Source organism: Streptomyces sp. NPDC000151, assembly GCF_040301705.1.
In the GTDB taxonomy this organism is placed as follows: Bacteria; Actinomycetota; Actinomycetes; order Streptomycetales; family Streptomycetaceae; genus Streptomyces.
In genome coordinates, this window is sequence record NZ_JBEPFC010000075.1 from 1 (window position 1) to 25,047 (window position 25,047).

Consider the following 25,047-nt stretch of genomic DNA (forward strand, 5'->3'; position numbering starts at 1 on the left):
CTCACGGAGCCACCGCCCCGGCCCCCGCGGCGGCGGACGGCGGTCCGGTGCCGCGCCGGGTACCCGGCCTCGTGCTGCGCATCTCGGCGACCGCCCGTAGGCACAGCGCGTGTACGCGTTCGGCGGGCAGTCCCAGTAAGGCCGCGGTCTGCTCCTCGGCGATGCCCTCGTACAGCCGCAGGACGAGAACCAGCCGTTCCTGCGGGGTGAGCCGGTCCAGCAGGCCGCCGCGCGCCCGCCGGTGGCGCCACGCCGTACGGGCGAAGTGCCCGGCCAGCTCCTGGCGGGTGCGGTCGTAGGGGTCCTCGCCGCGCAGCCGGTCCCAGGACGCGTACGTGCGGGCCAGCGCGACGGTCAGCAGTTCTTCGGCGGCGGGTGCGGGGACGCCGGGCGGTTCGGCCGTCAGCAGCGTGGCCGTGCGCAGTAACCGACCCGCCGCGCCCGCCACGAAGGCTTCGAATTCCTGGGCGCGGCGGTGCTCCAGTGCAGCCCGCCGCTCTCGCACAGCGCCTCCCGGCTCGCGGACCCGATGGCCCGGCCATGGCTCCATGGCACGGCAGCGCGGGGCACGGGGTCAAGAGGCGTGCGGCGGGCGGGCGCGGCCCGAGGGCCGGCGCGGCTCGGCTCAGGAAGCCGGCACCGCACGCTTCAGGGCGTCGCTCAGGAAGCCGGCACCGTACGTGTCCGGGCGTCGCTCAGGACGCCGGTACTGCACGTGTCCGGGCGTCGCTCAGGACGCCGGCGCCCCCGGGGACAGTGACGCCGTCACCGTCGAGAGGGAGACATTGAAGCGGGTCAGGAGCGTGGTGAAGGCGTTGCGCTCCTCCTCGCTCCACTCCTCCGTGACCAGCGCCATCAGCTCGCGGCGTGACGCGCGTACCTCCTCCAGGCGGGCCCGGCCGCGCTCGGAGAGCTGCAGGACGACCGCGCGCCCGTCCTCGGGGTGCGAGGCGCGGGTGACCAGCCCCGCGTCGACCAGCGGCGCGACCTGGCGGGTGACGGTCGAGGAGTCGATGCCCATGCCCGCGGCGAGGGCCTTGACGCCCATCGCGCCTTCCTGGTCGAGCCGGTTGAGCAGCAGGTAGGCGGCGCGGTCCATGGAGTTGCGCGCCTGCCCGACCCCGCCGAGCCGGCTCTGTTCGGCGCGACGGGCGAAGACGGCCACTTGATGTTGCAGCGCGTCAAGGAGAGCGGGATCGGTGTGGGTCGTCATGTCCGAAGAGGTGGGCATGGCCGGATGCTCGCTTCATGGGGGTGCGTACGGATTGGGGGACAGAGTACGCGGCCCGCGCGGGGACCGTACCGGCGCTGACCAAAGATGTACGGCCGCGGGGCGGCTCTCCGGGCCGCGGGCGCCCGCGGCGGCGTGAGCTGTAAGACTGGCGCCATGGCCGATCACACGCCGCAGACGCCCGCTTCCGCCGCATCCGGGACCACCGGTTCCGAGGCGGCCGCCGCCGCTTCGCAGGCCGCCGCAGACACAGGGGTGCTTCCCGCCGTCACGCTTGACGACATCATCGGCGCGCAGAAGCTGCTCTCCGGGGTGAGCCGGTCCACCGCCATGGAGGGCAGCCGTTACCTGTCCGGGCTGGTGGGCGCGCCGGTGCACTTCAAGTGCGAGAACCTCCAGCGCACCGGCTCGTTCAAGATCCGCGGTGCGTACGTGCGGATCGCGGGGCTCTCTGCGGAGGAACGTTCCTGCGGAGTGGTGGCGGCGAGCGCCGGTAACCACGCGCAGGGGGTGGCGCTGGCCGCGTCCCTGCTGGGCGTCCGCTCGACCGTCTTCATGCCCGAAGGGGCCCCGCTGCCCAAGGTCGCCGCGACCCGCGACTACGGCGCCGAGGTGCGGCTGCACGGTCAGGTCGTCGACGAGACGCTGGCCGCCGCGCAGGAGTACGCGCGCGAGACGGGCGCGGTCTTCATCCACCCCTTCGACCACCGCGACATCATCGCCGGACAGGGCACGGTCGGCCTGGAGATCCTGGAGCAGTGCCCCGAGGTCCGCACGATCGTGGTCGGCATCGGGGGCGGCGGGCTCGCCGCGGGCGTCGCGGTCGCCGTGAAGGCGGTACGTCCCGACGTGCGGGTCATCGGCGTGCAGGCGGCCGGCGCCGCCGCGTACCCGCCCTCGCTGGCCGCCGGGCGCCCGGTCTCCATCGAGTCGCCGACGACGATGGCGGACGGGATCAAGGTCGGGCGGCCGGGCGACGTGCCGTTCGGGATCATCGGCGAGCTGGTCGACGAGGTCCGTACGGTCTCCGAGGACGCGCTCTCCAGCGCCCTGCTGCTCTGCCTGGAGCGGGCGAAGATGGTCGTGGAGCCGGCCGGCGCGAGCCCGGTCGCGGCGCTGCTGTCGGAGCCGGAGGCGTTCCAGGGACCGGTGGTCGCGGTGCTCTCCGGCGGCAACGTCGACCCGCTGCTCACGCAGCGCATCCTGCGGCACGGCATGGCGGCGGCCGGTCGCTATCTGTCGCTGCGGCTGCGGCTGACGGACCGCCCGGGCGCGCTCGCGACGCTGCTGGGCGTGCTGTCCGAGGCGGACGCCAATGTGCTCGACGTGAGCCACGTACGGACCGATCCGCGGCTCGGCATCACGGAGGCCGAGGTCGAACTGCACCTGGAGACGCAGGGGCCGGAGCACTGCACGGAGGTCGGCACGGCGCTCCGCGAGGCCGGATACACGGTCATCGCCTGATCTCGTACCGTTCACCGTCCTGGCGCGCACGCCAGGACACGACATATGCATGCTGCGGCCGATGTCCTTTGGGGCGTCAGCCGTTGCGCATGGGTGCCCGGGAGTGCCCGGGAGTACTCGGGAGAGTGCGCGGAGGAGAGGGGTACGCGAACCCGTACGGGTATCGCGATGTATCGCGTGCGTCGGTAACATCCGTGGAACGGTCGCTGAAAGCCGCGCCGGAACGGTCCCGTCCTGTGGCGCAATCGTGCCGTCCTGTGAGCCGGCCGTCCGCCGAGCGGGTGAAGCCCGGCAAACGTAAGATTTCCCTCGAAACCCAACCCCGGGAGTGCCTCCATGCCAGGCGCTATTCACGCCGAGGGTCTCGTGAAGACCTTCGGCGAAGTCAGGGCTCTGGACGGCGTCGACCTCGACGTCCCCGAAGGAACCGTCCTCGGTCTGCTCGGCCCGAACGGCGCCGGCAAGACCACCACCGTCCGGGTCCTGACGACCCTGCTGCGGCCCGACAGCGGCACGGCGGAGGTGGCCGGGATCGACGTACTGAAACACCCCAACGAAGTGCGGCGCGCGATCGGCCTGTCCGGCCAGTTCGCCGCCGTGGACGAGTACTTGACCGGCCGCGAGAACCTCACGATGGTCGGCCGGCTGTACCAGATGGGCGCGAAGGCGGCGAAGGCGCGGGCCGGCGAACTGCTCGACCGGTTCCACCTCGCCGACGCGGGGGACCGGCCCGCGAAGACCTACTCCGGCGGTATGCGGCGCCGGCTGGACCTGGCCGCAGCGCTGGTCGTCAGCCCGCCCGTGATGTTCATGGACGAGCCGACCACCGGCCTGGACCCGCGCAACCGCCAGCAGCTGTGGGACGTCATCCAGGAGCTGGTCGCGGGCGGCACGACGCTGCTGCTCACCACCCAGTACCTCGAAGAGGCCGACCACCTCGCGCACGACATCTGCGTGGTCGACCACGGCCGGGTCATCGCACGCGGCACGTCCGACCAGCTCAAGGCACAGACCGGCGGCGAACGCGTCGAGGTCGTCGTGCACACGCCCGAGCAGCTGGGCACCGCCGACGAGGTGCTGCGCGGCTTCGGCAAGGGCGCGACGAAGGTCGAGCCGCACACCCGCAGGATCACCGTGCCGGTCAGCGGCGGCGCGAAGCTGCTCGCCGAGGTCATCCGTGAGCTGGACGCCCGGGGCGTCGAGATCGACGACATCGGGCTGCGCCGGCCGACCCTGGACGACGTCTTCATCTCGCTGACCGGCCACGCGGCCGAGATCCCGGCGGAAGAGGAGGAGGGCGCATGAGCATCATCACGGAAGCGTCCCGGCGGGCCGGTGCGCCGCAGCCGCAGGGCGGTGTCGGGCAGTCCGTACGGGACTCGCTCGTGGTCGCCAGGCGCAACCTCATCAGGATGCTGCGCATCCCGGAGATGGTGATCTTCGGTCTGGTGCAGCCGATCATGTTCGTGGTGCTGTTCAGCTACGTCTTCGGCGGCGCGATCCAGCTGCCGGGCCAGCAGGGGCCGATCGACCCGGAGCAGTACCGCGCCTTCCTGATGGCGGGCATCTTCGCGCAGACCGTCACCTTCGCCACGGCGGGCGCGGGCGCGGGCATCGCGGACGACATGCACAAGGGCCTCATCGACCGCTTCCGGTCGCTGCCGATGGCCCGCGGCGCGGTCCTCACCGGGCGCACGCTCGCCGACCTCGTACAGACGGCGCTCACCCTCGTCGTGCTCGCGGCCGTCGCGCTGATCATCGGCTGGCGCACGCACGAGAACCTCGGCAAGGTACTGGCCGGATTCGGCCTGCTGCTCCTGCTGGGGTACGCCTTCTCGTGGATCGGCGCGCTGATCGGGCTCTCCGTGCGGACCCCGGAGGCGGCGACCTCCGGCGGCCTGATCTGGCTGTTCCCGCTGACCTTCGTCTCGAACGCGTTCGTGCCCTCGGACTCCATGCCGGCGTTCCTGCGGCACATCGCCGAGTGGAACCCGTTCAGCGCCACGGTGCAGGCCGCGCGCGATCTGTTCGGCAATCTGCCGGCCGGTTATCCGGTGCCGGACGCCTGGCCCATGCAGCACCCGATCCTGGCCTCGGTGCTGTGGTCGGTCGTCATCATCGCGGTCTTCCGCACGCTGGCGGTACGGAAGTACCGGTCGGCGACGGCTTGAGCGGGCGCGGCGTGCGCCGTGTGCGGGTGGGTCGACGCCTCGTACAGGTACGTCGACGGGCGCGTGAGGGTACGTCGGCGCCGCATGCGGGGTACGTCGAAGGGGCCCGGATCAGCTCTGCCGATCCGGGCCCCTTCGATGCTGCTGGGCGGCCGCCGCGCGTCGCGGGCGCGGCCGTGGTGGCCGTGGTCCGTGGGGCTCAGCCCGTGTAGGGCTTGGCCTCCAGGATCTTCACGGCCGCCTTCTTGCCGTTGGGCAGCTCGTACTCCGCGGTCTCGCCGATCTTCTTGCCGTTGACCCCGGTGCCCAGCGGGGACTGCGGGGAGTAGGTCTCGATGTCCGAGCTCGCGTACTCCCGCGAGGCCAGCAGGAACGTCAGCGTGTCGTCCGGGTCTCCGTCGAACGCGATGGTGACGACCGTGCCGGGGGCCACGACACCGGCGGTGGAGGGCGCCTCGCCGACCTTCGCGGTCTCCAGCAGCTGCTTGAGCTGGCGCATCCGGAGGTCCTGCTTGCCCTGCTCCTCCTTGGCCGCGTGGTACCCGGCGTTCTCCTTCAGGTCACCTTCCTCGCGGGCCGCCGCGATCTTTTCGGTGATCTCGGCGCGTGCGGGACCAGACAGGTACTCCAGCTCGGCCTTGAGCTGGTCGTACGCCTCCTGGGTCAGCCAGGTGACGTTGTCGCTGGTCTGGGTCACAGGTGCTCCTCGTCGGTACTGGGGATAAATCAAACGCCCTACCAGGAAGGCTTGCGCCTTCTCGGGTGGGCGAAACCACGAGCCTAACAATTACGGCACAAAAGGGGGAGCGGTAAACCGCAAAAAACACGTCACCGCTGGTCAGGCGGGCCGGAAGGCGATTCCGGGCGAGTCCTGGGGCGGCCTGGCGGCCACCGGCTTTCAGGTGTTTCGGCCCGGGGCGTCCGAGGTCGTGCAGCCGACCAGCTCGGCGTTGGTCGCCCGGGCCGTGGTCCGGATCGTGATCACCGTGTCGACCTGCCCCTTCGCCTGATCGACCGGGACGTCCTTGCGGCCGACCTCGGTGCCGTCGGCGGACTGCGAGCGGAGGGTGCACGTGCCCGTGGCGCCGGTGTCCTTCACGACCTCCAGGTGCGCCTGCACCGCCGTGTCGGAGACGACCTTGTACGTGACCAGGCGGCCGCTGACGTCCTGCCCGGTGATGTAGGAGATCCCGAACCAGGCGACCACGGCGACCAGCGCGGCACCGAGCACCGCGCCGATGACCTTCAGCTTGCGGTCGGCTCGCTCGTCGGCGGTACGGCCGTACCGTCCGTCGGGCAGTCCGTCGCGCACCGCGGTCATGATCTTCCTCCTGGTAAGGGGAACCTGGAATTAATTGCCCCCTCGCTTCGGTCACTATAGAAGGCGTCGTTCAACGGCGTCCCGTGACCCTTGACTGAGGATCGAGTCTTGACTGAGCAGCTGCGAATGATGGCCGTGCACGCCCACCCCGACGATGAGTCGAGCAAGGGCGCGGCCACCATGGCCAAGTACGTGTCCGAGGGGGTGGACGTGCTGGTCGCTACCTGCACCGGGGGAGAGCGCGGCGACATCCTCAATCCGAAACTCCAGGGCGATCCGTACATCGAGGCGCACATCCACGAGGTGCGCAAGAAGGAGATGGACGAGGCCCGGGAGATCCTGGGCGTCAAGCAGGAGTGGCTGGGCTTCGTGGACTCCGGGCTGCCCGAGGGCGACCCGCTGCCGCCGCTGCCCGAGGGCTGCTTCGCACTCCAGGACGTCGAGGCCGCGGCCGAGCCGCTGGTGAAGCTGATCCGTTCGTTCAAGCCGCAGGTCATCACGACGTACGACGAGAACGGCGGCTACCCGCACCCCGACCACATCATGACGCACAAGATCACGATGGTGGCCTTCGAGGCGGCCGGTGACGCTTCGAAGTACCCGGACGCGGGCGAGCCCTACCAGCCGCTGAAGCTGTACTACAACCAGGGCTTCAACCGCCCCCGCACGGTCGCGCTGCACGAGGCGCTGCTGGAGCGCGGCATGGACTCGCCGTACGGCGACTGGCTGGAGCGCTGGAAGTCCTTCGAGCGGGCCGAGCGCACGCTGACCACGTACATCCCGTGCGCGGACTACTTCGAGATCCGGGACAAGGCGCTGATCGCGCACGCCACGCAGATCGACCCCGACGGCGGGTGGTTCCGCGTCCCGATGGAGATCCAGAAGGAGGTCTGGCCCACCGAGGAGTACGAGCTCGCCAAGTCTCTGGTGGACACCTCCCTCCCCGAGGACGACCTCTTCGCGGGCATCCGCAACAATTGACCTCATGATGAGCGCGAACAGCACCCTCGCCATGACTCATCTCGTCCCCCTCGCAAAGGACCTGGACGAGAACAAGGTGACCCCCGGAGTCCTCGGCTTCATCGTCTTCGCGGTCATCGGCGGCGCCGTCTGGCTGCTGATGAAGTCGATGAACAAGCACATGCGGAAGGTCGACTTCGAGCAGAAGCCCGGCGCAGCCGCCACGGGCGACAGCGGTGACGGCGCCGACGGCGGCGCCCCGGAGCCGTCGGCGAAGAACACCACGGCCTCCTCGGCCTCTCCGGCCTCTCCGGCCTCTCCGGCCTCTCCGGCCTCTCCGGCCGAGGGCACCCCGAAGACGACCTGAGCGGGGGCGGCGGCCGCCCTCGGGGGCTGCCGCCTGCCCGCCCGCTTCCGCGCGGCGCCCGAGCCGCCCGGCCGGTCTGCATGCCGCCCGGCCGGGCTTCGTGCTGCCCGGGAAGCCGGGCTTCGTGGTGCGCCGGCGCGCCTCGTACCGACTGGGCGGCCGGGCCCGGCCGCCGTCCGCGGGCCGGGTCGGCCATGGCCGTTACGCGGGCGTCGCCCGCGGCCGGTCCGGCCTGGGTATTGGCTCCAGCGGGACGCCCATGACCTCGCGGGCGTGGCGGGTCGGGACCATGCCCAGGCGCCACGCCTGCCAGCCGGCCTCCGGCTCGACGCCGCGGTCCAGCAGCACGGCGTACGCCTCGGCGCAGTCCTCCAGCTTGGAGTCGCGGGCCGGATGCGGGGAGCGCCGCAGCTCCGCCAGCTCCTCCTGGGCGACGGCCGTGCCCACCACAGAGCCGCCCGGCGAGGCCAGCGGCAGCAGCGTGCAGCGCAGGAAGCGGGCCCAGTCCTCGCCGCGCCGGTCGCCGTAGCCCGCGAAGATCTCCGCCGCCTCGTCGGCCAGCTCCAGGGCCTGCGCGCTCCGGCCGTTCCCCGCGTCGATGACCACCAGCTCCAGGCAGGACCACGCCTCGCTGTGCGGCACCCCGATCCGCTGGAAGTCCCGGCGGGCGTCCTGCAGCAGCTGGCGCGCGAAGCCGCTGTTGCGCAGCGAGCCGGTCTGGGTGGCCCGCACGTCACGGGTGATCCGCCCGGAGTGGTGCCGGGCGCACGCCAGGCCGTACGCGTCGTGCATCCGGCTGAACATCGTGCGCGCCCGGTCCAGCTGCCGCACGCCCCCGTCCTTGTCGCCGTCCTCCTCCAGGGCCTGGCCGAGGTAGTACAGCGTCCAGGCCTCGCCCCGGGCGTCCTCGTGCCGGCGGTGCAGCGGGAGGGCCTGGCGCAGCTGGTCCACGGCGGAGCCCGGATCGCCGTCCACCAGCCGGGCCCGGGCCAGCTGGGTCATCGCCCACGCCTCGCCGCGCTCGTCGTGCGTGCGGCCGTACAGCTCCAGCGCCTCCTGGAGCTCGCGCTCGGCCCGCGGCACGTCACCCTGGCGCAGACACGCCTGGCCGAGCTGGAAGTGCGCCCACGCCTGGCCGTGCACGCTCTCGCTCTCCCGGTGCAGCTCCAGCGCCTCGTCGAGCAGCGCGAAGGCCTCGCCCAGCTGCGCGCGGTCCCGCTCCACCGCCGCCAGGGCGTGCAGCGTCCACGCGCGGTCGCCGCGCATGGCGTCCCCGCCCTGCATCGTCAGCGCCTCCCGCAGCTTCGCCGCCGCCTCGGTGAGATTGCCCTGCTGCTGGAGGGTGATGCCCAGGTCGCGCAGGGCGCGCGCCGCGCCCACCGGGTGCTCCGCCTCGAAGTACAGGTCGACCACCGAGGACAGCGTCGTACGGGCCTTGTCCAGCTCGCCGAGCTGACGGGCCGCGACGCCCGTGCGCCACTGGACAGAGCGGGCCAGCAGACCCTTGTCGGCGGCCTTCGTCAGCTCGTTCAGCTCGCCCAGGCGGTACAGGTCGCCGCGGAGCAGGCAGTAGTCGGCGAGGGCGCCGAGGAGGTGGGAGAGCGTGGCCTGGTCCACGTCCTGGTCGGCGTGGCGCAGCGCGGACGTGATGAAGCTGGTCTCGTCGTCCAGCCACTGCAGCGCCGCGTCCAGCGAGGTGAAGCCGTGTGAGCCGAAGCGGTCGGCGCGGGTGGAGGTGTTGCCGTCCACCAGGCGGATGACGGAGTCCGCGAGCTCGGCGTAGCTGCGCATCAGCCGCTCCTGGGCGGTGGACCGCTCGGCCGGGTCCTCCTCGTCCAGCAGCCGGGCGTGCGCGAAGCGGTGCACCAGGGAGTGCAGGCGGTACCGGCTGCCGCGCACGTGCTCGACCAGGCCGGCCGCGGCCAGCCGGGCCAGCCGCTGCTCCGCCTCCTGCTCCTCGACGCCCAGCAGCGCCGCCGCCGCTGCCGCGCCCAGGCTCGCCCGGCCGACCAGCGCCAGCCGGCGCAGCAGCCGCCGCTCCGTCTCGGACTGATCGGCGTACCGCAGCCACAGGGCCCGCTCCACGGGCGTCACGGGGCCGTAGGCCGCGAGGTCCGCCGCCAGCGTGGCGGGGTCGCGCGGGCCGAGCGAGGAGCCCGCCACCCGCAGCGGCAGCGGCAGCCCGGCGCAGAGCTCGCCGATCCGGTCCAGCGCCTGGGAGTCGTACGGCCCGGCCGCGTCCCCCGCCTCCGTACCGGCGGCGCGCAGCAGCTCCTCGACGCCCGCGGTGTCCAGCGGGCCCACCGGCAGTTGGTGCACCCACGCGGCAGGGCCGGCGGGCAGCTCCAGCGGCTCCCGCGCCGTGACCAGCACCAGGGACTCCGAACGGTCCGGCACCAGCGTGCGGACCTGCTCCGGGTCGGTGGCGTCGTCCAGCAGGACCACCACCGGGAGGTTGGTCAGATGCTGGTGGTACAGCTCCGTCAGCCGCTTCACGTGCTGCTCGGGCGAGGGCCGCTCGCGGAACAGCAGCTGCTCGCGCGGCGCCCCGAGGCGGTTCAGCAGGTGCAGCAGCGCGTCCCGGGTGGCCAGCGGGGCCTCGCCCGGCGTCTCGCCGCGCAGGTCCACCACGCACGCCCCGCGGAACTGGTCGCGCAACTGCCGCGCGGCCCGCACCGCGAGCGCGGTGCGCCCCGAGCCCGGCTCGCCGTGCAGCACCACCACCGTCGGCTTGGTCTCCGTACTGGCGCGGGCGGCGTGCACCCACTGGGTGATCTGCGTCAGCTGGGGCCGGCGCCCGGCGAACGGGCCCTGCGGGTCCGGGAGATGGTGGAAGGACTCCGCCAGCACCGACCGCCGGCGGGCCGCCGCGCTGCGGTCGCCGCCGCGCAACTGCGGTCCGCGCCCGCCCGTCCCGGCGCTCTTGCCGCTGCCCCCCGCGCTGTTCCGCGTCGCCGCCGTCAGCATCCGCTGCTGGTCCAGATACGGGCGGATGCCGCGCACCTCCAGGGCCGTCAGCCACTGCAGCCGCAGCTGCTCCGGGCCGCCCGGCTGGCCGCGCATCCCCGCCTCCTGGTGCGCGGCCGGCCAGTGCCCCGCCGTCAGCTTCAGGACCGTCGCCGCGGCCCCCGCGACCGCGACCGCGGCCCCGGTGCCCAGCGCCGGTCCCGGGCCCGTGCCGAACGCGAGGTCGGCGATGACGGCGGCGACCGCCGCGGTCAGCGTGACCACCGCGGGCGTGCCCGTCTCCTTGCGGGTCAGCCGCTCCGTCAGCGGCCGGCGCGCCGCCGCCGTCTCGTCCAGCGCCCGCACATACGCGCCGTACTCCTCGGCGGCACCGGCCGCCAGCTGGTCCAGCGCGGCGCGCGCCCTGCCGAGCAGGACACCCCCGTCGACGCGCCCGCCCGAGCGGCGCACCTCTTCCTCGACCGCGCGCGCCAACAGCGCGTCCGCGTCCGCGCGATGGGCGTCGCGCAGAACAGTCGGTGAGCCCGTCATCCGGATCCCCCTCCAGCGATGATCGCTTTGTACGCCCAGTGTTCCGTCTCCCCGCCGAATCCGGCAGCCCTGTGGATAACTCCGCCCGGACGTGTCACACGGACCGTGAAACATCCGCCGTGCCGGGTATTGCGGGCCCCCGGCGGATCCGCCACGCACGTTCCGGGCGCACCCGTGAGAGAGGATGGCCCCATGCCGAACCGCCTGGCTCATGAGACTTCCCCGTATCTGCTCCAGCACGCCGAAAACCCGGTCGAGTGGTGGCCGTGGTCCACAGAGGCGTTCGAGGAGGCGCGGCGGCGCGGCGTCCCGGTGCTGCTCAGCGTCGGTTACAGCAGCTGTCACTGGTGTCATGTCATGGCGCACGAATCCTTCGAGGACGAGGCCACCGCCGCGCTGCTGAACGAGAACTTCGTGCCGGTGAAGGTGGACCGCGAGGAACGCCCGGACGTCGATGCCGTGTACATGGAGGCCGTGCAGGCCGCCACGGGGCACGGGGGCTGGCCGATGACGGTCTTCCTCACGCCGGAGGCCGAGCCGTTCTACTTCGGTACCTACTTCCCGCCCGCGCCGCGCCACGGCATGCCCTCGTTCTCCCAGGTCCTGGAGGGCGTGAAGAGCGCCTGGACGGACCGCAGGGAGGAGGTCGGGGAGGTCGCGGGGAAGATCGTGCGCGATCTCGCCGGCCGCTCGCTGACCGCCGGCGGGGCGCGGCCGCCGGAGCGGGAGGATCTGCTCGCCGCTCTCATGCAGCTGACCCGGGACTTCGACGCGAGCCGCGGCGGATTCGGCGGCGCGCCGAAATTCCCGCCGTCGATGGTGCTGGAATTCCTGCTGCGCCACCACGCCAGGACCGATTCCGAGGGCGCGCTGCAGATGGTGACGGCCACCTGCGAGGCGATGGCGCGCGGCGGCATTTACGACCAGCTCGGCGGCGGCTTCGCGCGCTATTCCGTGGACGCGGAATGGGTAGTTCCGCATTTCGAGAAGATGCTGTACGACAATGCGCTGCTGTGCCGGGTGTACGCACACCTGTGGCGCGCCACGGGCTCCGGCCTCGCCCGCCGCATCGCCCTGGAGACCGCCGACTTCATGGTCCGCGAACTCCGCACCGACCAGCTCGGTTTCGCCTCCGCACTGGACGCGGACAGCGACGACGGGTCGGGCAAACACGTGGAGGGCGCGTACTACGTCTGGACGCCCGAGCAGCTGACCGAGGTGCTGGGGGAGAAGGACGCGCAGGTGGCCGCCGAGTACTTCGGCGTCACCGAGGAGGGCACCTTCGAGGAGGGCGCCTCCGTGCTCCAGCTCCCCGACACCGACGGGCTGCTGGACGCCGACCGGATCGCCGGCATCAAGGAGCGGCTGCGCGCCGCGCGCGACGAACGGCCCCGCCCCGGCCGGGACGACAAGGTCGTGGCCGCCTGGAACGGCCTGGCCATCGCCGCGCTCGCGGAGACCGGCGCGTACTTCGACCGCCCGGACCTCGTCCAGGCCGCGACCGACGCCGCCGACCTGCTCGTCCGCGTCCACCTGGACGGCCGGGCGCGGCTGCACCGCACCTCGCGCGACGGCACCCCCGGCACCAACTCCGGTGTCCTGGAGGACTACGCGGACGTCTCCGAGGGCTTCCTCGCGCTGGCCCAGGTCACCGGCGAAGGCGTGTGGGCCGACTTCGCGGGCCTCCTCCTGGACACCGTGCTGATCCACTTCCGGGGTACGGACGGCTCGTTGTACGACACCGCGGACGACGCCGAGGCGCTGATCCGCCGCCCCCAGGACCCGACCGACAACGCCACGCCCTCCGGGTGGACCGCGGCGGCCGGCGCCCTGCTCTCGTATGCGGCGCTCACCGGCAGCGCGCCGCACCGGGAGGCCGCCGAGGGCGCGCTCGGCATCGTCAAGGCGCTCAGCGGCCGCGCCCCGCGCTTCATCGGCTGGGGGCTCGCGGCCGCCGAGGCGCTGCTGGACGGCCCGCGCGAGGTCGCGGTGGTCGGCTCGTACGACGACGAGGCCACCCGCGAACTGCACCGCGCCGCGCTGCTGGGCACCGCGCCCGGCGCGGTGGTCGCGGTCGGCGAGCCCGGGAGCGAGGAGGTGCCGCTCCTGAAGGACCGGCCGCTGCTGGACGGCCGCCCCGCCGCCTACGTGTGCCGAAACTTCACCTGTGAGCGGCCCACCGCCGACCCGGGTGAACTGGCCGAGCGTCTCAAAGAGCGGTGACACAGGGAGGTGGGCACTAGCGTCGTCCCATGACCACCCATCGCAGTGAAGTGCCCACCACCCACCGCGAAGTCCGGCTGGCCGCCCGCCCTACGGGCGCGGTCACCGACGACCTCTTCGAGATCGCCGAAGTGCCCGTACCGGAACCGGCGCCGGGCCAGATCCTCGTCCGCACCACCACCATGGGCGTCGCCGCCGTGATGCGCACCCTCATGGACGAACAGAGCGCCGTGCCGATGCCGTCCTACGAGATCGGTGCCCCGCTGCACGGCGCCGCCGTGGGCGAGGTGGTGGCCGCGCCCGGCACCGACCTCACCCCCGGCGACCTGGTGGAACACCGGCTCGGCTGGCGCGAGTTCGCCGTCATGGACGCCTCCCAGGCGCAGCGGCTGGACCCGGACCTGCTGCCCGACCCCGCGGCGTACCTCTCCCAGGGGCCCACCGCGCTGATGGGGATCGGGCGGGGCGCCGACGTGCGCCCCGGGGACACCGTGTTCATCACCGGGGCCGCCGGCGGCGTCGGGTCGCTCGCCGGGCAGCTAGCCAAGCAGCGCGGCGCCGCCCGCGTCATCGGCAGTACGGGCTCCCGCGCCAAGGCCGACCGGCTCATGGACGGGCTCGGCTACGACGCCGTGGTGATCCGCGGCGCGGGCCCGATCGTGGACCAGCTGCGCAAGGCGGCGCCGGACGGCGTCGACGCGCTCTTCGACAACGTGGGCGGCGAGCAACTGCAGGCCGCCCTCACCCTCGCCAACCGCGGCGCCCGGATGGCGATCGTCGGCGCGCTGGCCGCCCAGATGTCCGCCGCCGCCCCGGCCACGACCGAGATCGACACGCTGTCGGTCCTCTCGCGCAGCATCACGCTGCGCGGCATGGCCCTCTTCGACCATCTGGACCTCATCCCGGAATGGAACCGGCAGTTCGGCCAGGGGCTGCGCGAGGGCACGCTCACCTTCCCGCACGTGCGCTTCGAGGGGATCGAGCAGGCCCCGCGCGCGCTGCGGGAGTTGACCGAGGGCCGCCACCTCGGCGCGGTACTCGTGGACCTGTAAAGCGGTACTGGCGGGCCTGTAAAGCGTTATTGGTGGACCTGTAAAGCGGTCCGGCCCGCCTCCCGTCGCCGTCCCGCCCGCTCCCGCCCGCTTCGGCGGTCTCCCCGTTGTCAGTGGGATGTGTAACGCTCTAAGAGCGCACAGTCACATTCAGTGAGAGCTGGAGGGGGTGTTGCGGATGCGTACCGCGCTGCACGGAGCGGTCGTACTGGCCGCCGTGGTGTGTGTCGGCGGCTTCCTGGTGGGCGGCACGGCCGTGGTCCTCGCGCTGGTACTGGCCGGGGTGACGGCCCTGACATGGCAAGTGGCCGCGGCGTCGAGGCCGCGGCCACGGTGGGGCCGGATCGCCGGGGGCGGTGGGGCCGCGCCCTGCGGCCCCGCGCCCGTATCAGGCGTGCGAATAGGCGACCAGCGAGATGCCCACGTAGTGCACGACGAACGCCGCGAGGGTGAAGGAGTGGAAGACCTCATGGAAGCCGAACCACCGAGGTGACGGGTTCGGGCGCTTGATCCCGTAGATCACGCCGCCCGCGCTGTAGAGCAGCCCGCCGACGATCACGAGCACGAGGACGGCGACGCCGCCCTTCTGCAGGAAGTCCGGGAGGAAGAAGACCGCCGCCCAGCCCATCGCGATGTAGCAGGGTGTGTAGAGCCATCGTGGCGCGCCGACCCAGAAGACGCGGAAGGCGATGCCGAGGGCGGCGGCCGCCCAGATGCCCCACAGCAGGAGGTCCCGGCGGCCGTCCGGGAGCAGCAGGATCGTCAGTGGCGTGTAGGTGCCCGCGATGATCAGAAAAATATTGGCGTGATCCAGTCGGCGCAGGATCCCCAGTACCCGTGGGCCCCAGTTGCCCCGGTGGTAGATCGCGCTGACGCCGAAGAGCAGGCAGGCGGTGAGCGTGTAGACGCCGCACGCCACCCGGCCCCGGGTGCTGTCTGCCAATGCGGTGAGCATGACACCCGAGAAGAGGACCGCCGGGAACATCCCGGCGTGCAGCCACCCCCGCAGCTTGGGCTTGAAGGGGGCAGCCAGCGCGGAGACCGCGGAGTTCACGGCCTGAGCAGGGCTTTCGGCAGTGCGGCTGTCGGCGGCTTCGGGCGCGGAAGACATGGCCGCCACCCTATCTACGCAACCGTAGGTTACGGATCAGTCCGCCGAGTGGTGACGGTCACGAGGGGGCCCTCTGGACAGAATCCGGTCGGCGACGGATGATCATATGAGTGCGGTCGGCACCGGATGAGCGGTCACGAAGCATCCGGGTCGCAGCCCCCAAGGGGCCAACATCTTCAAAAGCGGACATTGTGCTGATGTTCGTAAAAACCCCTCATCTAGGAGCGATCGTGGCGCGCGACAACGCGGCTCCCTCCCTCAAGCACCCGACCACCCACCAGGAGCTCATCGCCTGGGTCGATGAGATCGCGTCGATCACCCAGCCGGACCGCATCGTGTGGTGCGACGGCTCGGAGGCGGAGTACGACCGCCTGTGTGAGGAACTGGTCGCCAAGGGAACGTTCAAGAAGCTCGACCCGATCAAACGGCCCAACTCCTACTACGCGGCCTCCGACCCGAGGGACGTCGCCCGTGTGGAGGACCGCACCTTCATCTGTTCCGAGAAGGAGGAGGACGCGGGCCCGACGAACCACTGGAAAGCCCCCGCTGAGATGCGGGAGATCTTCTCCGGTGAGCAGGGCATCTTCCGGGGCGCGATGCGCGGCCGGACGATGTACGTCGTCCCGTTCTGCATGGGCCCGCTGGGCTCGCCGCTCTCCGCGCTCGGCGTGGAGATCACCGACTCGGCGTACGTCGCCGTCTCGATGCGCACCATGACCCGCATGGGCCAGCCGGTCCTGGACGAGCTCGGCTCGGACGGCTTCTTCGTCAAGGCCGTGCACACCCTCGGCGCCCCGCTCGCGGAGGGCGAGCAGGACGTGCCGTGGCCGTGCAACTCCACGAAGTACATCTCGCACTTCCCCGAGGACCGCGAGATCTGGTCCTACGGCTCGGGCTACGGCGGCAACGCCCTGCTCGGCAAGAAGTGCTACGCGCTGCGCATCGCCTCCGTCATGGCGCGCGACGAGGGCTGGCTCGCCGAGCACATGCTGATCCTCAAGCTCACCCCGCCGCAGGGCGAGTCGAAGTACGTCGCGGCCGCGTTCCCGAGCGCCTGCGGCAAGACCAACCTCGCGATGCTGGAGCCCACGATCTCCGGCTGGACGGTCGAGACGATCGGCGACGACATCGCCTGGATGCGGTTCGGCGAGGACGGCCGGCTGTACGCGATCAACCCCGAGGCCGGCTTCTTCGGCGTCGCGCCCGGCACCGGCGAGCACACCAACGCCAACGCCATGAAGACCCTGTGGGGCAACTCCGTCTTCACCAACGTCGCGCTGACCGACGACGGCGACGTCTGGTGGGAGGGCATGACGGAGGAGACCCCCGCCCACCTCACCGACTGGAAGGGCAACGACTGGACCCCGGAGTCGGAGACGCCGGCGGCGCACCCCAACGCCCGGTTCACCACCCCGGCCGGCCAGTGCCCGATCATCGCGCCCGAGTGGGAGGACCCCAAGGGCGTGCCGATCTCGGCGATCCTCTTCGGCGGCCGCCGCGCCAGCGCGGTACCGCTGGTCACCGAGTCCTTCGACTGGCAGCACGGCGTCTTCCTCGGCGCGAACGTCGCCTCCGAGAAGACCGCGGCGGCCGAGGGCAAGGTCGGCGAGCTGCGCCGCGACCCGTTCGCCATGCTGCCGTTCTGCGGCTACAACATGGGTGACTACATGGGTCACTGGGTCAAGGTCGGAAAGAACGCCGACGCGGCCAAGCTGCCCAAGATCTACTACGTCAACTGGTTCCGCAAGAACGACGCGGGCAAGTTCGTCTGGCCCGGCTTCGGCGAGAACAGCCGCGTCCTGAAGTGGATCGTGGAGCGCCTGGAGGGCAAGGCCGAGGGCGTCGAGACCCCCATCGGCGTGCTGCCGACCAAGGAGGCCCTGGACACCGACGGCCTGGACCTGGCCGACGCGGACCTGGACTTCCTGCTCAGCGTCGACAAGGACGTCTGGCGCGACGAGGCCTCGCTGGTCCCCGAGCACCTCAACACCTTCGGTGACCACACGCCGACGGAGATGTGGGACGAGTACCGCGCGCTGGTCAAGCGCCTCGGCTGAGTCCCCTTTTTGCGGCTAAACCGCCGCCGCTCTCGCGGAGGTGGTTGCTCGCCGCGGGGGTTCCTCAATTGATGGCTGATGTGGAAATCCGGGGGCGGGCGGGTTAATCACCGCCCGCCCCCGGAAGCCGTGGGGTCAGGCGGTCGCCAGCCGTTCGGCGTCCGCGTGGACCCTGATCAGTTCCGCGGCCAGCTCCGCGGCGGCCTTGTCGGACCGGGAGTTGGCCACGACCAGGGCGTGCCCGGCGAGGGTGTGGGCACGGCGGTGGAGCGAGGGGACGCGCTCCGGGGCGCCGCCGGACGGCCGGGCGCGCAGCGGGAAGTCGCCGCCGCGCAGCCGGGCGACCTGCTCGGCGAGCCGGTCGGCGGCGTCGTCGAGCGAGCCGTCGGGCGTCAGCGCACGCAGCTCGTCGAGGGTGGTCAGCAGGGCGGTCAGATGCCCGGCGAGCCGGATGTCCAGCTCCTCCTCGCGGGAGCGGTGCGGGAAATCATCCTGCTCGGCCATGGTGTGGACCGACTTGGTGCGGATCGGCTCGTACATGGAATGGCCTCCTGGCAACGTCAGGAGACCATCCTACCTTGGACTCAGTCTAAAGTTGTCCCGCGTACAGAAAAAGAGTCCCCTCAGTACTGACCGTAACCGTCCAGGAAGCTGCCGATCCGGGTCACCGCATCCGTCAGATCGTCCTTGTTCGGCAGCGTGACCAGGCGGAAGTGGTCCGGCTCCGGCCAGTTGAAGCCCGTGCCGTGCACGATCATGATCTTCTCGGCGCGCAGCAGGTCCAGCACCATCTGCCGGTCGTCCTTGATCTTGTACACCTTCGGGTCCAGCCGCGGGAACGCGTACAGCGCGCCCTTGGGCTTCACGCAGCTGACGCCCGGGATCTGCGAGAGCAGGTCGAACGCCGCGTCACGCTGCTCCAGCAGCCGGCCGCCCGGGAGCACGAGGTCGTTGATCGACTGCCGGCCGCCGAGCGCCGTGGCCACCGCGTGCTGGGCCGGCATGTTGGCGCACAGCCGCATGTTCGCGAGGATCGTCAGCCCCTCGATGTACGAGGTGGCGTGCGCCTTCGGGCCGCACACCGCGAGCCAGCCGCTGCGGTAGCCCGCCACCCGGTACGCCTTCGACAGGCCGTTGAACGTCAGCGTCAGCAGGTCGGGCGCGAGGGAGGCGAACGGTGTGTGCGTCACGCCGTCGTAGAGGATCTTGTCGTAGATCTCGTCGGCGCAGACGATCAGGTTGTGCCGGCGGGCGATCTCCGCGATGCCGCGCAGCAGCTCTTCGTCGTACACCGCGCCCGTGGGGTTGTTCGGGTTGATGACGACGATGGCCTTCGTGCGGTCGGTGACCTTCCGCTCGATGTCGGCCAGGTCCGGCATCCAGTCCGCCTGCTCGTCGCAGCGGTAGTGCACGGCCGTACCGCCGGACAGCGACACCGACGCCGTCCACAGCGGATAGTCCGGGGCCGGTACGAGCACCTCGTCGCCGTCGTCGAGCAGCGCCTGCATCGACATCTGGATCAGCTCGGAGACGCCGTTGCCGAGGTAGATGTCCTCGACCGACAGCTCGATGCCGCGGGTCTGGTAGTGCTGCATCACCGCGCGCCGCGCGGAGAGCAGACCCTTCGCGTCGCCGTAGCCGTGCGCCGTGCCGACGCTGCGGAGGATGTCCTCCAGGATCTCCGGCGGGCACTCGAAGCCGAACGCGGCGGGGTTGCCGGTGTTGAGCTTGAGTATGCGATGACCTGCCGCCTCCAGCCGCATCGCCTCCTCAAGAACCGGGCCACGGATCTCGTAGCAGACATTGGCGAGCTTGGTTGACTGGATCACCTGCATGTCCGCCACCTTACGGGGGCGTAACAGGGGACGCGCGGTGTTATTGCGCACGTGGGAGGCGGTGCGGGGGCGGCGTACCCGGCGGCGCGGGGCGCCCTCGATGTGCATTCCAAGCCAGCGGCGACTTACCGCCGATATTTCGCAAGTCGTCACCATCGAGCGCTTCGTCATCCAAGCCGGCGACGAAATCCGCAGGCCGCTGCCGGGCGGCGGCCGGACGGGGTGTGAGCTTCGACATGCCGGGCGGACGGGCGACGCCGCACGCGCGCCCGGCATGTTCCGAAAGACGCGCCCTACCTCCGCGCCGCGGGGGTGCGCCGCACCGACCGGCCCGCGAGGACGTCGGTCCGCCTGCCGTCCTCGATCACGAAGCGCCCGTCGATCAGCACGTGCGGGATGCCCGTCGGGAGCGTGCGCGGCACCTCGAAGGTCGACCCCGCGGCCACCGTCTCCGGGTCGAACAGCACCAGGTCCGCGCGGTACCCCTCCCGTACGAGCCCCCGGTCCGGCAGCCGCAGCCGGGCGGCCGCCCGCCCGGTGAGGTGCGCGACGCACTCCTCCAGCGAGAGGATGCCCAGCTCACGGACGTACTTGCCCAGGTACTGGGGGAACGTGCCGTACGCGCGCGGGTGCGGCTTGGCGCCCTGCAGGATGCCGTCGCTGCCACCCGTGTGCACGCGGTGCCGCATGATCTGCCGGACGTTCTCCTCGTGCCCGACGTGCTGCAGGATCGTCGAGCCGAGGCGGTCCTCGATGAGCAGCCGGCGCGCGGTCACCCACGGCTCCTCGCCGCGCTCGGCCGCGCTCGCGGCGACCGTCTTGCCCACGTACCCGGCCAGCTCCGGATGCGAGACGCCGGAGATCTCGATCGTGTCCCACTCCATCGGGACGCCGTGGCAGCCGTCCGCGCCCTCGACCTCCATGACGTGCCGGATGCGGGCCGCCTCGGCGTCGTCCCGCAGCCGCGCCAGGATCGCCTCGGGCCCGCCCTCGCTCGCCCAGCTCGGCAGCATCGCGACCAGCGTCGTACAGCCGGGCGTGTACGGATACGTGTCCAGCGTGATGTCGGCGCCGTCGCCGAGGGCCTTGTCCAGCAGGGCCAGCAGCTCGGGCGCGCGGCCCTTGTTCACGCCGAAGTTCATGGTGGCGTGCGCCAGGTGCAGCGCGCAGCCCGCCTCCCGCGTCAGGCCCACCATCTCCTCGTACGCCTGGAGCGCGCCCGCGCCGTACGAGCGGTGGTGCGGGCAGTAGTACCCCTCGTACCGGGCCACCACCCGGCACAGCTCGGCCAGCTCGGAGTCCGAGGCGTACATGCCGGGCGTGTAGGTGAGGCCCGAGGACAGGCCCACAGCGCCCTGCTCCAGGCCCTCGGCGACCAGCCGCTTCATGCGGGCCAGCTCGGCGTCGGTCGCCGCGCGGTCGTCCCAGCCCATCGCCAGCATCCGGACCGTGCCCTGCGGGATCAGGTACGCGGCGTTGACCGCGATGCCCTGGCCGTCGAAGCCGTGGTCCAGCCGGTCGAGGTACTCGCCGACCGAGCGCCAGGTGAAGTCGATGTCCGAGCCGTCACCGTTCCAGCCCGCGATCTGGGCGCGGACCTCGGCGAGCGTGCGGTCGTCGACCGGCGCGTACGACAGCCCGTCCTGGCCGATGACCTCCAGGGTCACGCCCTGCGCCGCCTTCGCCTCGTGCGCGGGGTCGCGCAGCAGGGCGAGGTCGCTGTGGGCGTGCATGTCGATGAAGCCGGGGGAGAGCGCGAGTCCGTGCGCGTCGAGCACGCGCGCGGCCGACGGGCGGTCGCCCGCGCCCTCGGGCACGACGGCGGCTATCCGGCCGCCGTCGAGTGCCACGTCGGCCCGGTAGGAGGCACCGCCGGTGCCGTCGATGACGCGTACGCCGCGGATGACGAGATCCATGACCGGGCCTCTCAGAAGAACGTACGGACGAAGTCCGACACCGTGCCGTCGGCCTCGACCAGCGGGATCAGCTGCCACTTGTCGAAGGACGTGCACGGGTGGGACAGGCCCATCCCGATCCAGTCGCCGACCTCCAGCCCGGCCCCCGGCTCGGTGCGGATCCAGGCGTGCTGGTCGGAGAGGCCGGTCACGGAGACGCCGTCGGCGGGGCGCACCGAGCCGTCCCGGGCGGACCGGACGACCTGCGCCTCGGGCAGGTCCAGGTCGTACGCCGCGTCCCGCTTGCCCGCGTTGGCGAACGCCTGCGCGCCGTTGGGGCGCGAGACGACCTGCGCCCAGAGGCGGAAGGCGGGCTGCAGGGCGCCCTCGTCGGGGTGGCGGTTGAAGGGGGTGAGGTGGCGGTAGTGGCCGTCGTCGTGCGAGACGTACGCGCCGGAGCGCAGCAGCTTCAGTACCGGCCGGGACAGCTCGGGCACCTCGGCGAAGACCTCGGCGACCGTGTCGAACCACGCGCTGCCGCCCGCGCTCAGCACGATCTCGTCGAGGTCGGCGAAGCGGCCCGCCTTGTCGAAGTCGACGAGGAGGGCCACGAGGCGGCGCAGCCAGGCGGCGACCCGCTCGGCGTTCGCGTCCGGCACCTCGCCCTCGTAGCCGGCGATGCCGACCAGGCGGAGGGTGTCGGCGGCGGCGATCGCGTTGGCCAGGTCCAGGCAGGTGGCCTCGTCGCGGACGCCCGTACGGGCCGAGTCGCCCGCGCCCAGCTCGATGACGACGTCCACCGGGCGGGACGCGCCGGCCTCGCGCAGCGCGGCGTTCATCAGCTCGATGCCGCGGAGGGAGTCGACGTAACAGATGAAGCGGAAGTCCGGGTCGGCGGCCAGCTCGCCCGCCAGCCAGCGCAGCGCGGCGGCGTCCACCAGCTCGTTGGCGAGGAAGATCCGCTGGATGCCGAACGCGCGGTAGACCCGGGCCTGGTGCGGTACGGCGGCGGTGATGCCCCACGCGCCGTGCGCCAGCTGGCGGGCGAAGAGCTGCGGGGACATCGAGGTCTTGCCGTGCGGTGCGAAGGCCAGGCCGTGCCGGTTGGAGTACTCCTCCATCAGCGCGAGGTTGTGCTCGACCGACTCGGCGGACAGGGCCAGGACCGGGGTGGTGAAGCCGCCGGTGAAGAGGTTGCGGCGCTGGGCCGCCAGGGCGCCGACCGTGAGTCCTTCCGCGTCCGGAGGGAGGGCCTTGAAGCGGTGGTCCACCCGTTCGTCCGCGAGCTGTCCGATGGGGTGGTCGGACTGGGGATCGGCGGCCATGGGATGTCTCCTCAATTTCCTGTTGCATCATCTGCAACGCCCATTGCGCATATCGCTGAATGCTGTCTAGCATCCGTTTCATCGTCGGGTCAATGGTGGGAAACAGGGAGCTGAACACGCCCCCGCGACACCGCCACGGCCCCGCACCACCCACCGCAAGGAGCAGGGAAACACCGTGACCACAGCGACCACGCCACCGCACGTCACCACCGACGTCGTCTGCCTGGGCGAGTCCATGGTCACCTTCCTGCCCGCACGCCCCGGCAGACTCGCCGACGTGCCCTCCTTCGACCGCGGCATCGGCGGCGCCGAGTCCAACGTCGCCTGCGCGCTCGCCGCCATCGGACACCCCGCCCGGTGGATCTCCCGGGTCGGCACCGACGGCTTCGGCGACCACCTCCTGGAGACCATCGCCGCGCACGGCGTCGACGTCACCCACGTCCAGCGCGACCCCAAGCGCCCCACCGGCATCTACTTCCGTACCGCGGGCGAGCGCGCCACCGGTACGGAGTCGGAGGAGAACGCGGAGCAGCAGCTCGCCGAGGTCGTCTACTACCGCGCCGGCTCCGCCGCCTCCGCGATGACCCCCGCCCTCCTCGACGGACAGGCCCTCTGGGACGCCCGCGTCGTCCACGTCACCGGCATCACCGCCGCCCTCTCCGACGGCTGCCTCGACGTACTGAAGACGATCACCGAGCGCCGCCCGGGCCGCCCGCTCGTCTCCTTCGACCTCAACTACCGCGTCGGCCTCTGGCAGGACCGCGCCGACGCGGCGCCCGGCATCCTCCTCGGCCTCGCCCGCGGCTGCGACCTGGTCTTCGTCGGCGAGGACGAGGCCGCGGCCGCCTGGGACGTGCACGGCCCCGCCGCCGTACGCGCGGCGCTCCCCGAGCCCGGCGTCCTCGTCGTCAAGCAGGGCGGCGAAGGCGCCACCGTGTACGAACGGCAGCCCGACGGCACCGACACCGTGACCTTCGCGCCCGCGCTCAAGGTCGAGGTCGCGGCCCCGGTCGGCGCCGGCGACGCCTTCGCCGCCGGCTTCCTCTCCGCGACCCTGCGCGGCCTGCCCGTCTTCGACCGGATACGGCACGGCCACCTCATGGCCGCCGCCTCCCTCACCGTCCCCGGCGACCTCGGCACCCCGCCCGCCCGCGAGCTCACCGACCACCTCGTCGCGCTCGACGCCGCCGCCTGGGAGACACTGCGACTCGGCCCCGGCTGGACGGACGACGGGGCCGGGAACGTACGGGTGGAGGTCCCCACATCATGAGTCAGACAGTCGACCGCGCGCTGAGCATCCTGCCGCTGCTCGCCCAGGGACCGGCCAACCTCGAACAGGTCGCCGACCGGCTCGGCGTGCACAAGTCCACCGCCCTGCGGCTGCTGCGCACCCTCCACGAGCACGGCATGGTCTACCGCCAGCCCGACCAGCGCTACCGCCTCGGCGCCCGGCTCTTCGCCCTCGCCCAGGAAGCCGTCGAGAACCTCGACGTCCGCGACATCGCCCACCCCCACCTGGCCGAACTCAACGAAAAGGTCGGCCACACCGTCCACCTCGCCGTGTACGAGGAGAACGAAGTCCTCTACATCGACAAGGTCGAGAGCCGCTACCCGGTCCGGATGTACTCGCGCATCGGCAAGCCCGTCGCGATCACCGTCGCCGCCGTCGCCAAACTCCTGCTCGCCGACCTCCCCGAGCCCGAGCGCCGCGCCGTCGCCGAACGGCTCGAATACCCCCAGTACACGGCCCGTTCAACCCCCGACGCCACGGCCTTCATGGCCGAGCTGGCCAAGGTACGCGAACAGGGCTGGGCCACCGACCTCGGTGGCCACGAGGAGTCCATCAACTGCATCGGGGCACCCATCCGCGGTGCGGACGGCCGGCTGGTCGCGGCGATGTCGGTCTCCGCGCCGAACGTCGTCGTCTCCGCCGAGGAACTCCTCAAACTGCTCCCCCTGGTGCGCCGTACCGCGGACGCCATCAGCCGGGAGTACTCCGGCAACGCCCCGGTAAGAACCCCGCAGGACCACAAGGAAGCCTGAGAACCACCATGACCGAGAAGACCGCCCTCACCCCGGCCACCCACACCACCCCGCCCGCGAAGTTCTCCCACGGCGTCAAGAAGGGCAACATCCTTCAGGTCGCCGGCCAGGTCGGCTTCCTCCCGGCCGAGGAGGGCAAGGCCCCCACCCCCGCGGGCCCGACCCTGCGCGAGCAGACCCTGCAGACCTTCGCCAACGTCAAGGCGATCCTCGAAGAGGGCGGCGCGAGCTGGGACGACGTCATGATGATGCGCGTCTACCTCACCGACGTCGACCACTTCGCCGAGATGAACGAGATCTACAACGCCTACTTCGAGGAGCAGGGCCTGAAGGAGGCGCCGGCCGCGCGTACGACGGTGTACGTCGGCCTGCCCAAGGGCCTGCTCATCGAGATCGACGCGCTCGCCGTCCTCGGCTGAGTCTCGGCTGAACCACCCCTCCGCCCTCCCGCTACCGCACGGAAAGAGGCGTCGGCCCCCTTGCCGTTAGCGCGA

21 protein-coding genes are annotated in these 25,047 nt (G+C 71.8%); 11 read left to right on the forward strand and 10 right to left on the reverse strand.

Going from position 1 to position 25,047, the window contains the following annotated elements:
• Position 1 precedes the first annotated feature (1 nt).
• Together ABT381_RS21055 and ABT381_RS21060 are read right to left on the reverse strand one after the other, a co-directional pair.
• On the reverse strand, positions 2-505 hold the full coding sequence (locus ABT381_RS21055) for a sigma factor-like helix-turn-helix DNA-binding protein (protein ID WP_351596377.1): 504 nt from the start codon (positions 503-505) through the stop codon (positions 2-4).
• 225 nt (positions 506-730) lie between these two features.
• Entirely contained in the window at positions 731-1,231 is a 501-nt protein-coding gene (locus ABT381_RS21060; RefSeq protein WP_351596379.1) for a MarR family winged helix-turn-helix transcriptional regulator, read from the reverse strand.
• Positions 1,232-1,387: 156 nt separating this feature from the next.
• On the opposite strand from ABT381_RS21060, the gene ilvA reads away from it, so the two are divergent.
• The 3 genes from ilvA to ABT381_RS21075 all read left to right on the forward strand — a co-directional run bounded on the left by ilvA (position 1,388) and on the right by ABT381_RS21075 (position 4,866).
• On the forward strand, positions 1,388-2,695 hold the full coding sequence (ilvA, locus tag ABT381_RS21065) for a threonine ammonia-lyase (RefSeq protein ID WP_351596381.1): 1,308 nt from the start codon (positions 1,388-1,390) through the stop codon (positions 2,693-2,695).
• Between the two features lie 336 nt (positions 2,696-3,031).
• Positions 3,032-4,000 carry an ATP-binding cassette domain-containing protein gene (locus ABT381_RS21070; protein ID WP_351596383.1) on the forward strand — a complete coding sequence of 323 codons (969 nt, stop codon included), beginning with the start codon at positions 3,032-3,034 and terminating at the stop codon, positions 3,998-4,000.
• Positions 3,997-4,866: an ABC transporter permease gene (locus ABT381_RS21075; protein ID WP_351596386.1), complete on the forward strand. Its 870-nt coding sequence runs from the start codon at positions 3,997-3,999 to the stop codon at positions 4,864-4,866. Before ABT381_RS21070 ends, ABT381_RS21075 begins: the two co-directional genes overlap by 4 nt.
• A gap of 199 nt (positions 4,867-5,065) precedes the next feature.
• Here ABT381_RS21075 and greA read toward each other — a convergent pair whose 3' ends face one another.
• Entirely contained in the window at positions 5,066-5,563 is a 498-nt protein-coding gene (gene greA, locus ABT381_RS21080; protein WP_351596389.1) for a transcription elongation factor GreA, read from the reverse strand.
• A 201-nt stretch (positions 5,564-5,764) separates the two neighbouring features.
• Positions 5,765-6,187, reverse strand: coding sequence for a DUF4307 domain-containing protein (locus ABT381_RS21085; RefSeq protein ID WP_351596391.1), 423 nt, complete (start codon positions 6,185-6,187; stop codon positions 5,765-5,767).
• A 108-nt stretch (positions 6,188-6,295) separates the two neighbouring features.
• Here ABT381_RS21085 and mca point away from each other — a divergent pair, with 108 nt between their 5' ends.
• The gene (gene mca / locus ABT381_RS21090; RefSeq protein ID WP_351596394.1) at positions 6,296-7,168 is read left to right on the forward strand and encodes a mycothiol conjugate amidase Mca; all 873 of its coding nucleotides are present in this window, start codon (positions 6,296-6,298) and stop codon (positions 7,166-7,168) included.
• A 4-nt stretch (positions 7,169-7,172) separates the two neighbouring features.
• Positions 7,173-7,514 carry an RAMP4 family protein gene (locus tag ABT381_RS21095; protein ID WP_351596397.1) on the forward strand — a complete coding sequence of 114 codons (342 nt, stop codon included), beginning with the start codon at positions 7,173-7,175 and terminating at the stop codon, positions 7,512-7,514.
• Between the two features lie 201 nt (positions 7,515-7,715).
• Here the strand turns inward: ABT381_RS21095 and ABT381_RS21100 are convergent, their stop codons facing one another.
• The gene (locus ABT381_RS21100) at positions 7,716-11,012 is read right to left on the reverse strand and encodes a tetratricopeptide repeat protein (RefSeq protein WP_351596400.1); all 3,297 of its coding nucleotides are present in this window, start codon (positions 11,010-11,012) and stop codon (positions 7,716-7,718) included.
• Positions 11,013-11,204: 192 nt separating this feature from the next.
• On the opposite strand from ABT381_RS21100, the gene ABT381_RS21105 reads away from it, so the two are divergent.
• Positions 11,205-13,235 (forward strand): thioredoxin domain-containing protein, encoded by a 2,031-nt coding sequence (locus ABT381_RS21105; RefSeq protein WP_351596403.1) that lies wholly within the window; start codon positions 11,205-11,207, stop codon positions 13,233-13,235.
• Positions 13,236-13,264: 29 nt separating this feature from the next.
• Positions 13,265-14,287, forward strand: a complete 1,023-nt coding sequence (locus tag ABT381_RS21110) for a zinc-binding dehydrogenase (protein ID WP_351596406.1) — start codon at positions 13,265-13,267, stop codon at positions 14,285-14,287.
• Between the two features lie 388 nt (positions 14,288-14,675).
• On the opposite strand, the gene trhA is transcribed toward ABT381_RS21110, so the two are convergent.
• Complete coding sequence (gene trhA / locus ABT381_RS21115) at positions 14,676-15,398, reverse strand: PAQR family membrane homeostasis protein TrhA (RefSeq protein ID WP_351596409.1); 723 nt, start codon at positions 15,396-15,398, stop codon at positions 14,676-14,678.
• A gap of 230 nt (positions 15,399-15,628) precedes the next feature.
• Between trhA and ABT381_RS21120 the strand changes: the two genes are divergently transcribed.
• The gene (locus ABT381_RS21120) at positions 15,629-17,455 is read left to right on the forward strand and encodes a phosphoenolpyruvate carboxykinase (GTP) (RefSeq protein ID WP_351596412.1); all 1,827 of its coding nucleotides are present in this window, start codon (positions 15,629-15,631) and stop codon (positions 17,453-17,455) included.
• Between the two features lie 135 nt (positions 17,456-17,590).
• On the opposite strand, the gene ABT381_RS21125 is transcribed toward ABT381_RS21120, so the two are convergent.
• From ABT381_RS21125 to ABT381_RS21140, 4 genes are all read right to left on the reverse strand, one after another.
• The gene (locus tag ABT381_RS21125) at positions 17,591-17,995 is read right to left on the reverse strand and encodes an SCO4983 family protein (RefSeq protein WP_351596415.1); all 405 of its coding nucleotides are present in this window, start codon (positions 17,993-17,995) and stop codon (positions 17,591-17,593) included.
• 83 nt (positions 17,996-18,078) lie between these two features.
• Positions 18,079-19,290 (reverse strand): pyridoxal phosphate-dependent aminotransferase, encoded by a 1,212-nt coding sequence (locus ABT381_RS21130; protein WP_030265453.1) that lies wholly within the window; start codon positions 19,288-19,290, stop codon positions 18,079-18,081.
• 293 nt (positions 19,291-19,583) lie between these two features.
• Entirely contained in the window at positions 19,584-21,206 is a 1,623-nt protein-coding gene (locus ABT381_RS21135; protein ID WP_351596418.1) for an N-acyl-D-amino-acid deacylase family protein, read from the reverse strand.
• 11 nt (positions 21,207-21,217) lie between these two features.
• Positions 21,218-22,510 carry an amino acid deaminase gene (locus tag ABT381_RS21140; RefSeq protein WP_351596420.1) on the reverse strand — a complete coding sequence of 431 codons (1,293 nt, stop codon included), beginning with the start codon at positions 22,508-22,510 and terminating at the stop codon, positions 21,218-21,220.
• Positions 22,511-22,745: 235 nt separating this feature from the next.
• Between ABT381_RS21140 and ABT381_RS21145 the strand changes: the two genes are divergently transcribed.
• The 3 genes from ABT381_RS21145 to ABT381_RS21155 are packed head-to-tail and all read left to right on the forward strand — an operon-like array spanning position 22,746 to position 24,972.
• Entirely contained in the window at positions 22,746-23,780 is a 1,035-nt protein-coding gene (locus ABT381_RS21145) for a sugar kinase (protein ID WP_467754787.1), read from the forward strand.
• The gene (locus tag ABT381_RS21150; protein ID WP_351596424.1) at positions 23,777-24,553 is read left to right on the forward strand and encodes an IclR family transcriptional regulator; all 777 of its coding nucleotides are present in this window, start codon (positions 23,777-23,779) and stop codon (positions 24,551-24,553) included. Before ABT381_RS21145 ends, ABT381_RS21150 begins: the two co-directional genes overlap by 4 nt.
• Before the next feature lie 8 nt (positions 24,554-24,561).
• Positions 24,562-24,972, forward strand: coding sequence for a RidA family protein (locus ABT381_RS21155; protein ID WP_351596427.1), 411 nt, complete (start codon positions 24,562-24,564; stop codon positions 24,970-24,972).
• Positions 24,973-25,047 lie beyond the last annotated feature (75 nt).

Coding starts and splice junctions, on each gene's coding strand:
- ABT381_RS21135 (WP_351596418.1), bottom strand. CDS start 21,206: ATGGATCTCGTCATCCGCGGCGTACGCGTCATCGACGGCACCGGCGGT.
- trhA (WP_351596409.1), bottom strand. CDS start 15,398: ATGTCTTCCGCGCCCGAAGCCGCCGACAGCCGCACTGCCGAAAGCCCT.
- ABT381_RS21110 (WP_351596406.1), top strand. CDS start 13,265: ATGACCACCCATCGCAGTGAAGTGCCCACCACCCACCGCGAAGTCCGG.
- ABT381_RS21130 (WP_030265453.1), bottom strand. CDS start 19,290: ATGCAGGTGATCCAGTCAACCAAGCTCGCCAATGTCTGCTACGAGATC.
- ABT381_RS21145 (WP_467754787.1), top strand. CDS start 22,746: ATGGTCACCTTCCTGCCCGCACGCCCCGGCAGACTCGCCGACGTGCCC.
- ABT381_RS21060 (WP_351596379.1), bottom strand. CDS start 1,231: ATGCCCACCTCTTCGGACATGACGACCCACACCGATCCCGCTCTCCTT.
- ilvA (WP_351596381.1), top strand. CDS start 1,388: ATGGCCGATCACACGCCGCAGACGCCCGCTTCCGCCGCATCCGGGACC.
- ABT381_RS21075 (WP_351596386.1), top strand. CDS start 3,997: ATGAGCATCATCACGGAAGCGTCCCGGCGGGCCGGTGCGCCGCAGCCG.
- ABT381_RS21070 (WP_351596383.1), top strand. CDS start 3,032: ATGCCAGGCGCTATTCACGCCGAGGGTCTCGTGAAGACCTTCGGCGAA.
- ABT381_RS21140 (WP_351596420.1), bottom strand. CDS start 22,510: ATGGCCGCCGATCCCCAGTCCGACCACCCCATCGGACAGCTCGCGGAC.
- ABT381_RS21150 (WP_351596424.1), top strand. CDS start 23,777: ATGAGTCAGACAGTCGACCGCGCGCTGAGCATCCTGCCGCTGCTCGCC.
- ABT381_RS21095 (WP_351596397.1), top strand. CDS start 7,173: ATGATGAGCGCGAACAGCACCCTCGCCATGACTCATCTCGTCCCCCTC.
- ABT381_RS21085 (WP_351596391.1), bottom strand. CDS start 6,187: ATGACCGCGGTGCGCGACGGACTGCCCGACGGACGGTACGGCCGTACC.
- ABT381_RS21155 (WP_351596427.1), top strand. CDS start 24,562: ATGACCGAGAAGACCGCCCTCACCCCGGCCACCCACACCACCCCGCCC.
- ABT381_RS21125 (WP_351596415.1), bottom strand. CDS start 17,995: ATGTACGAGCCGATCCGCACCAAGTCGGTCCACACCATGGCCGAGCAG.
- ABT381_RS21100 (WP_351596400.1), bottom strand. CDS start 11,012: ATGACGGGCTCACCGACTGTTCTGCGCGACGCCCATCGCGCGGACGCG.
- ABT381_RS21105 (WP_351596403.1), top strand. CDS start 11,205: ATGCCGAACCGCCTGGCTCATGAGACTTCCCCGTATCTGCTCCAGCAC.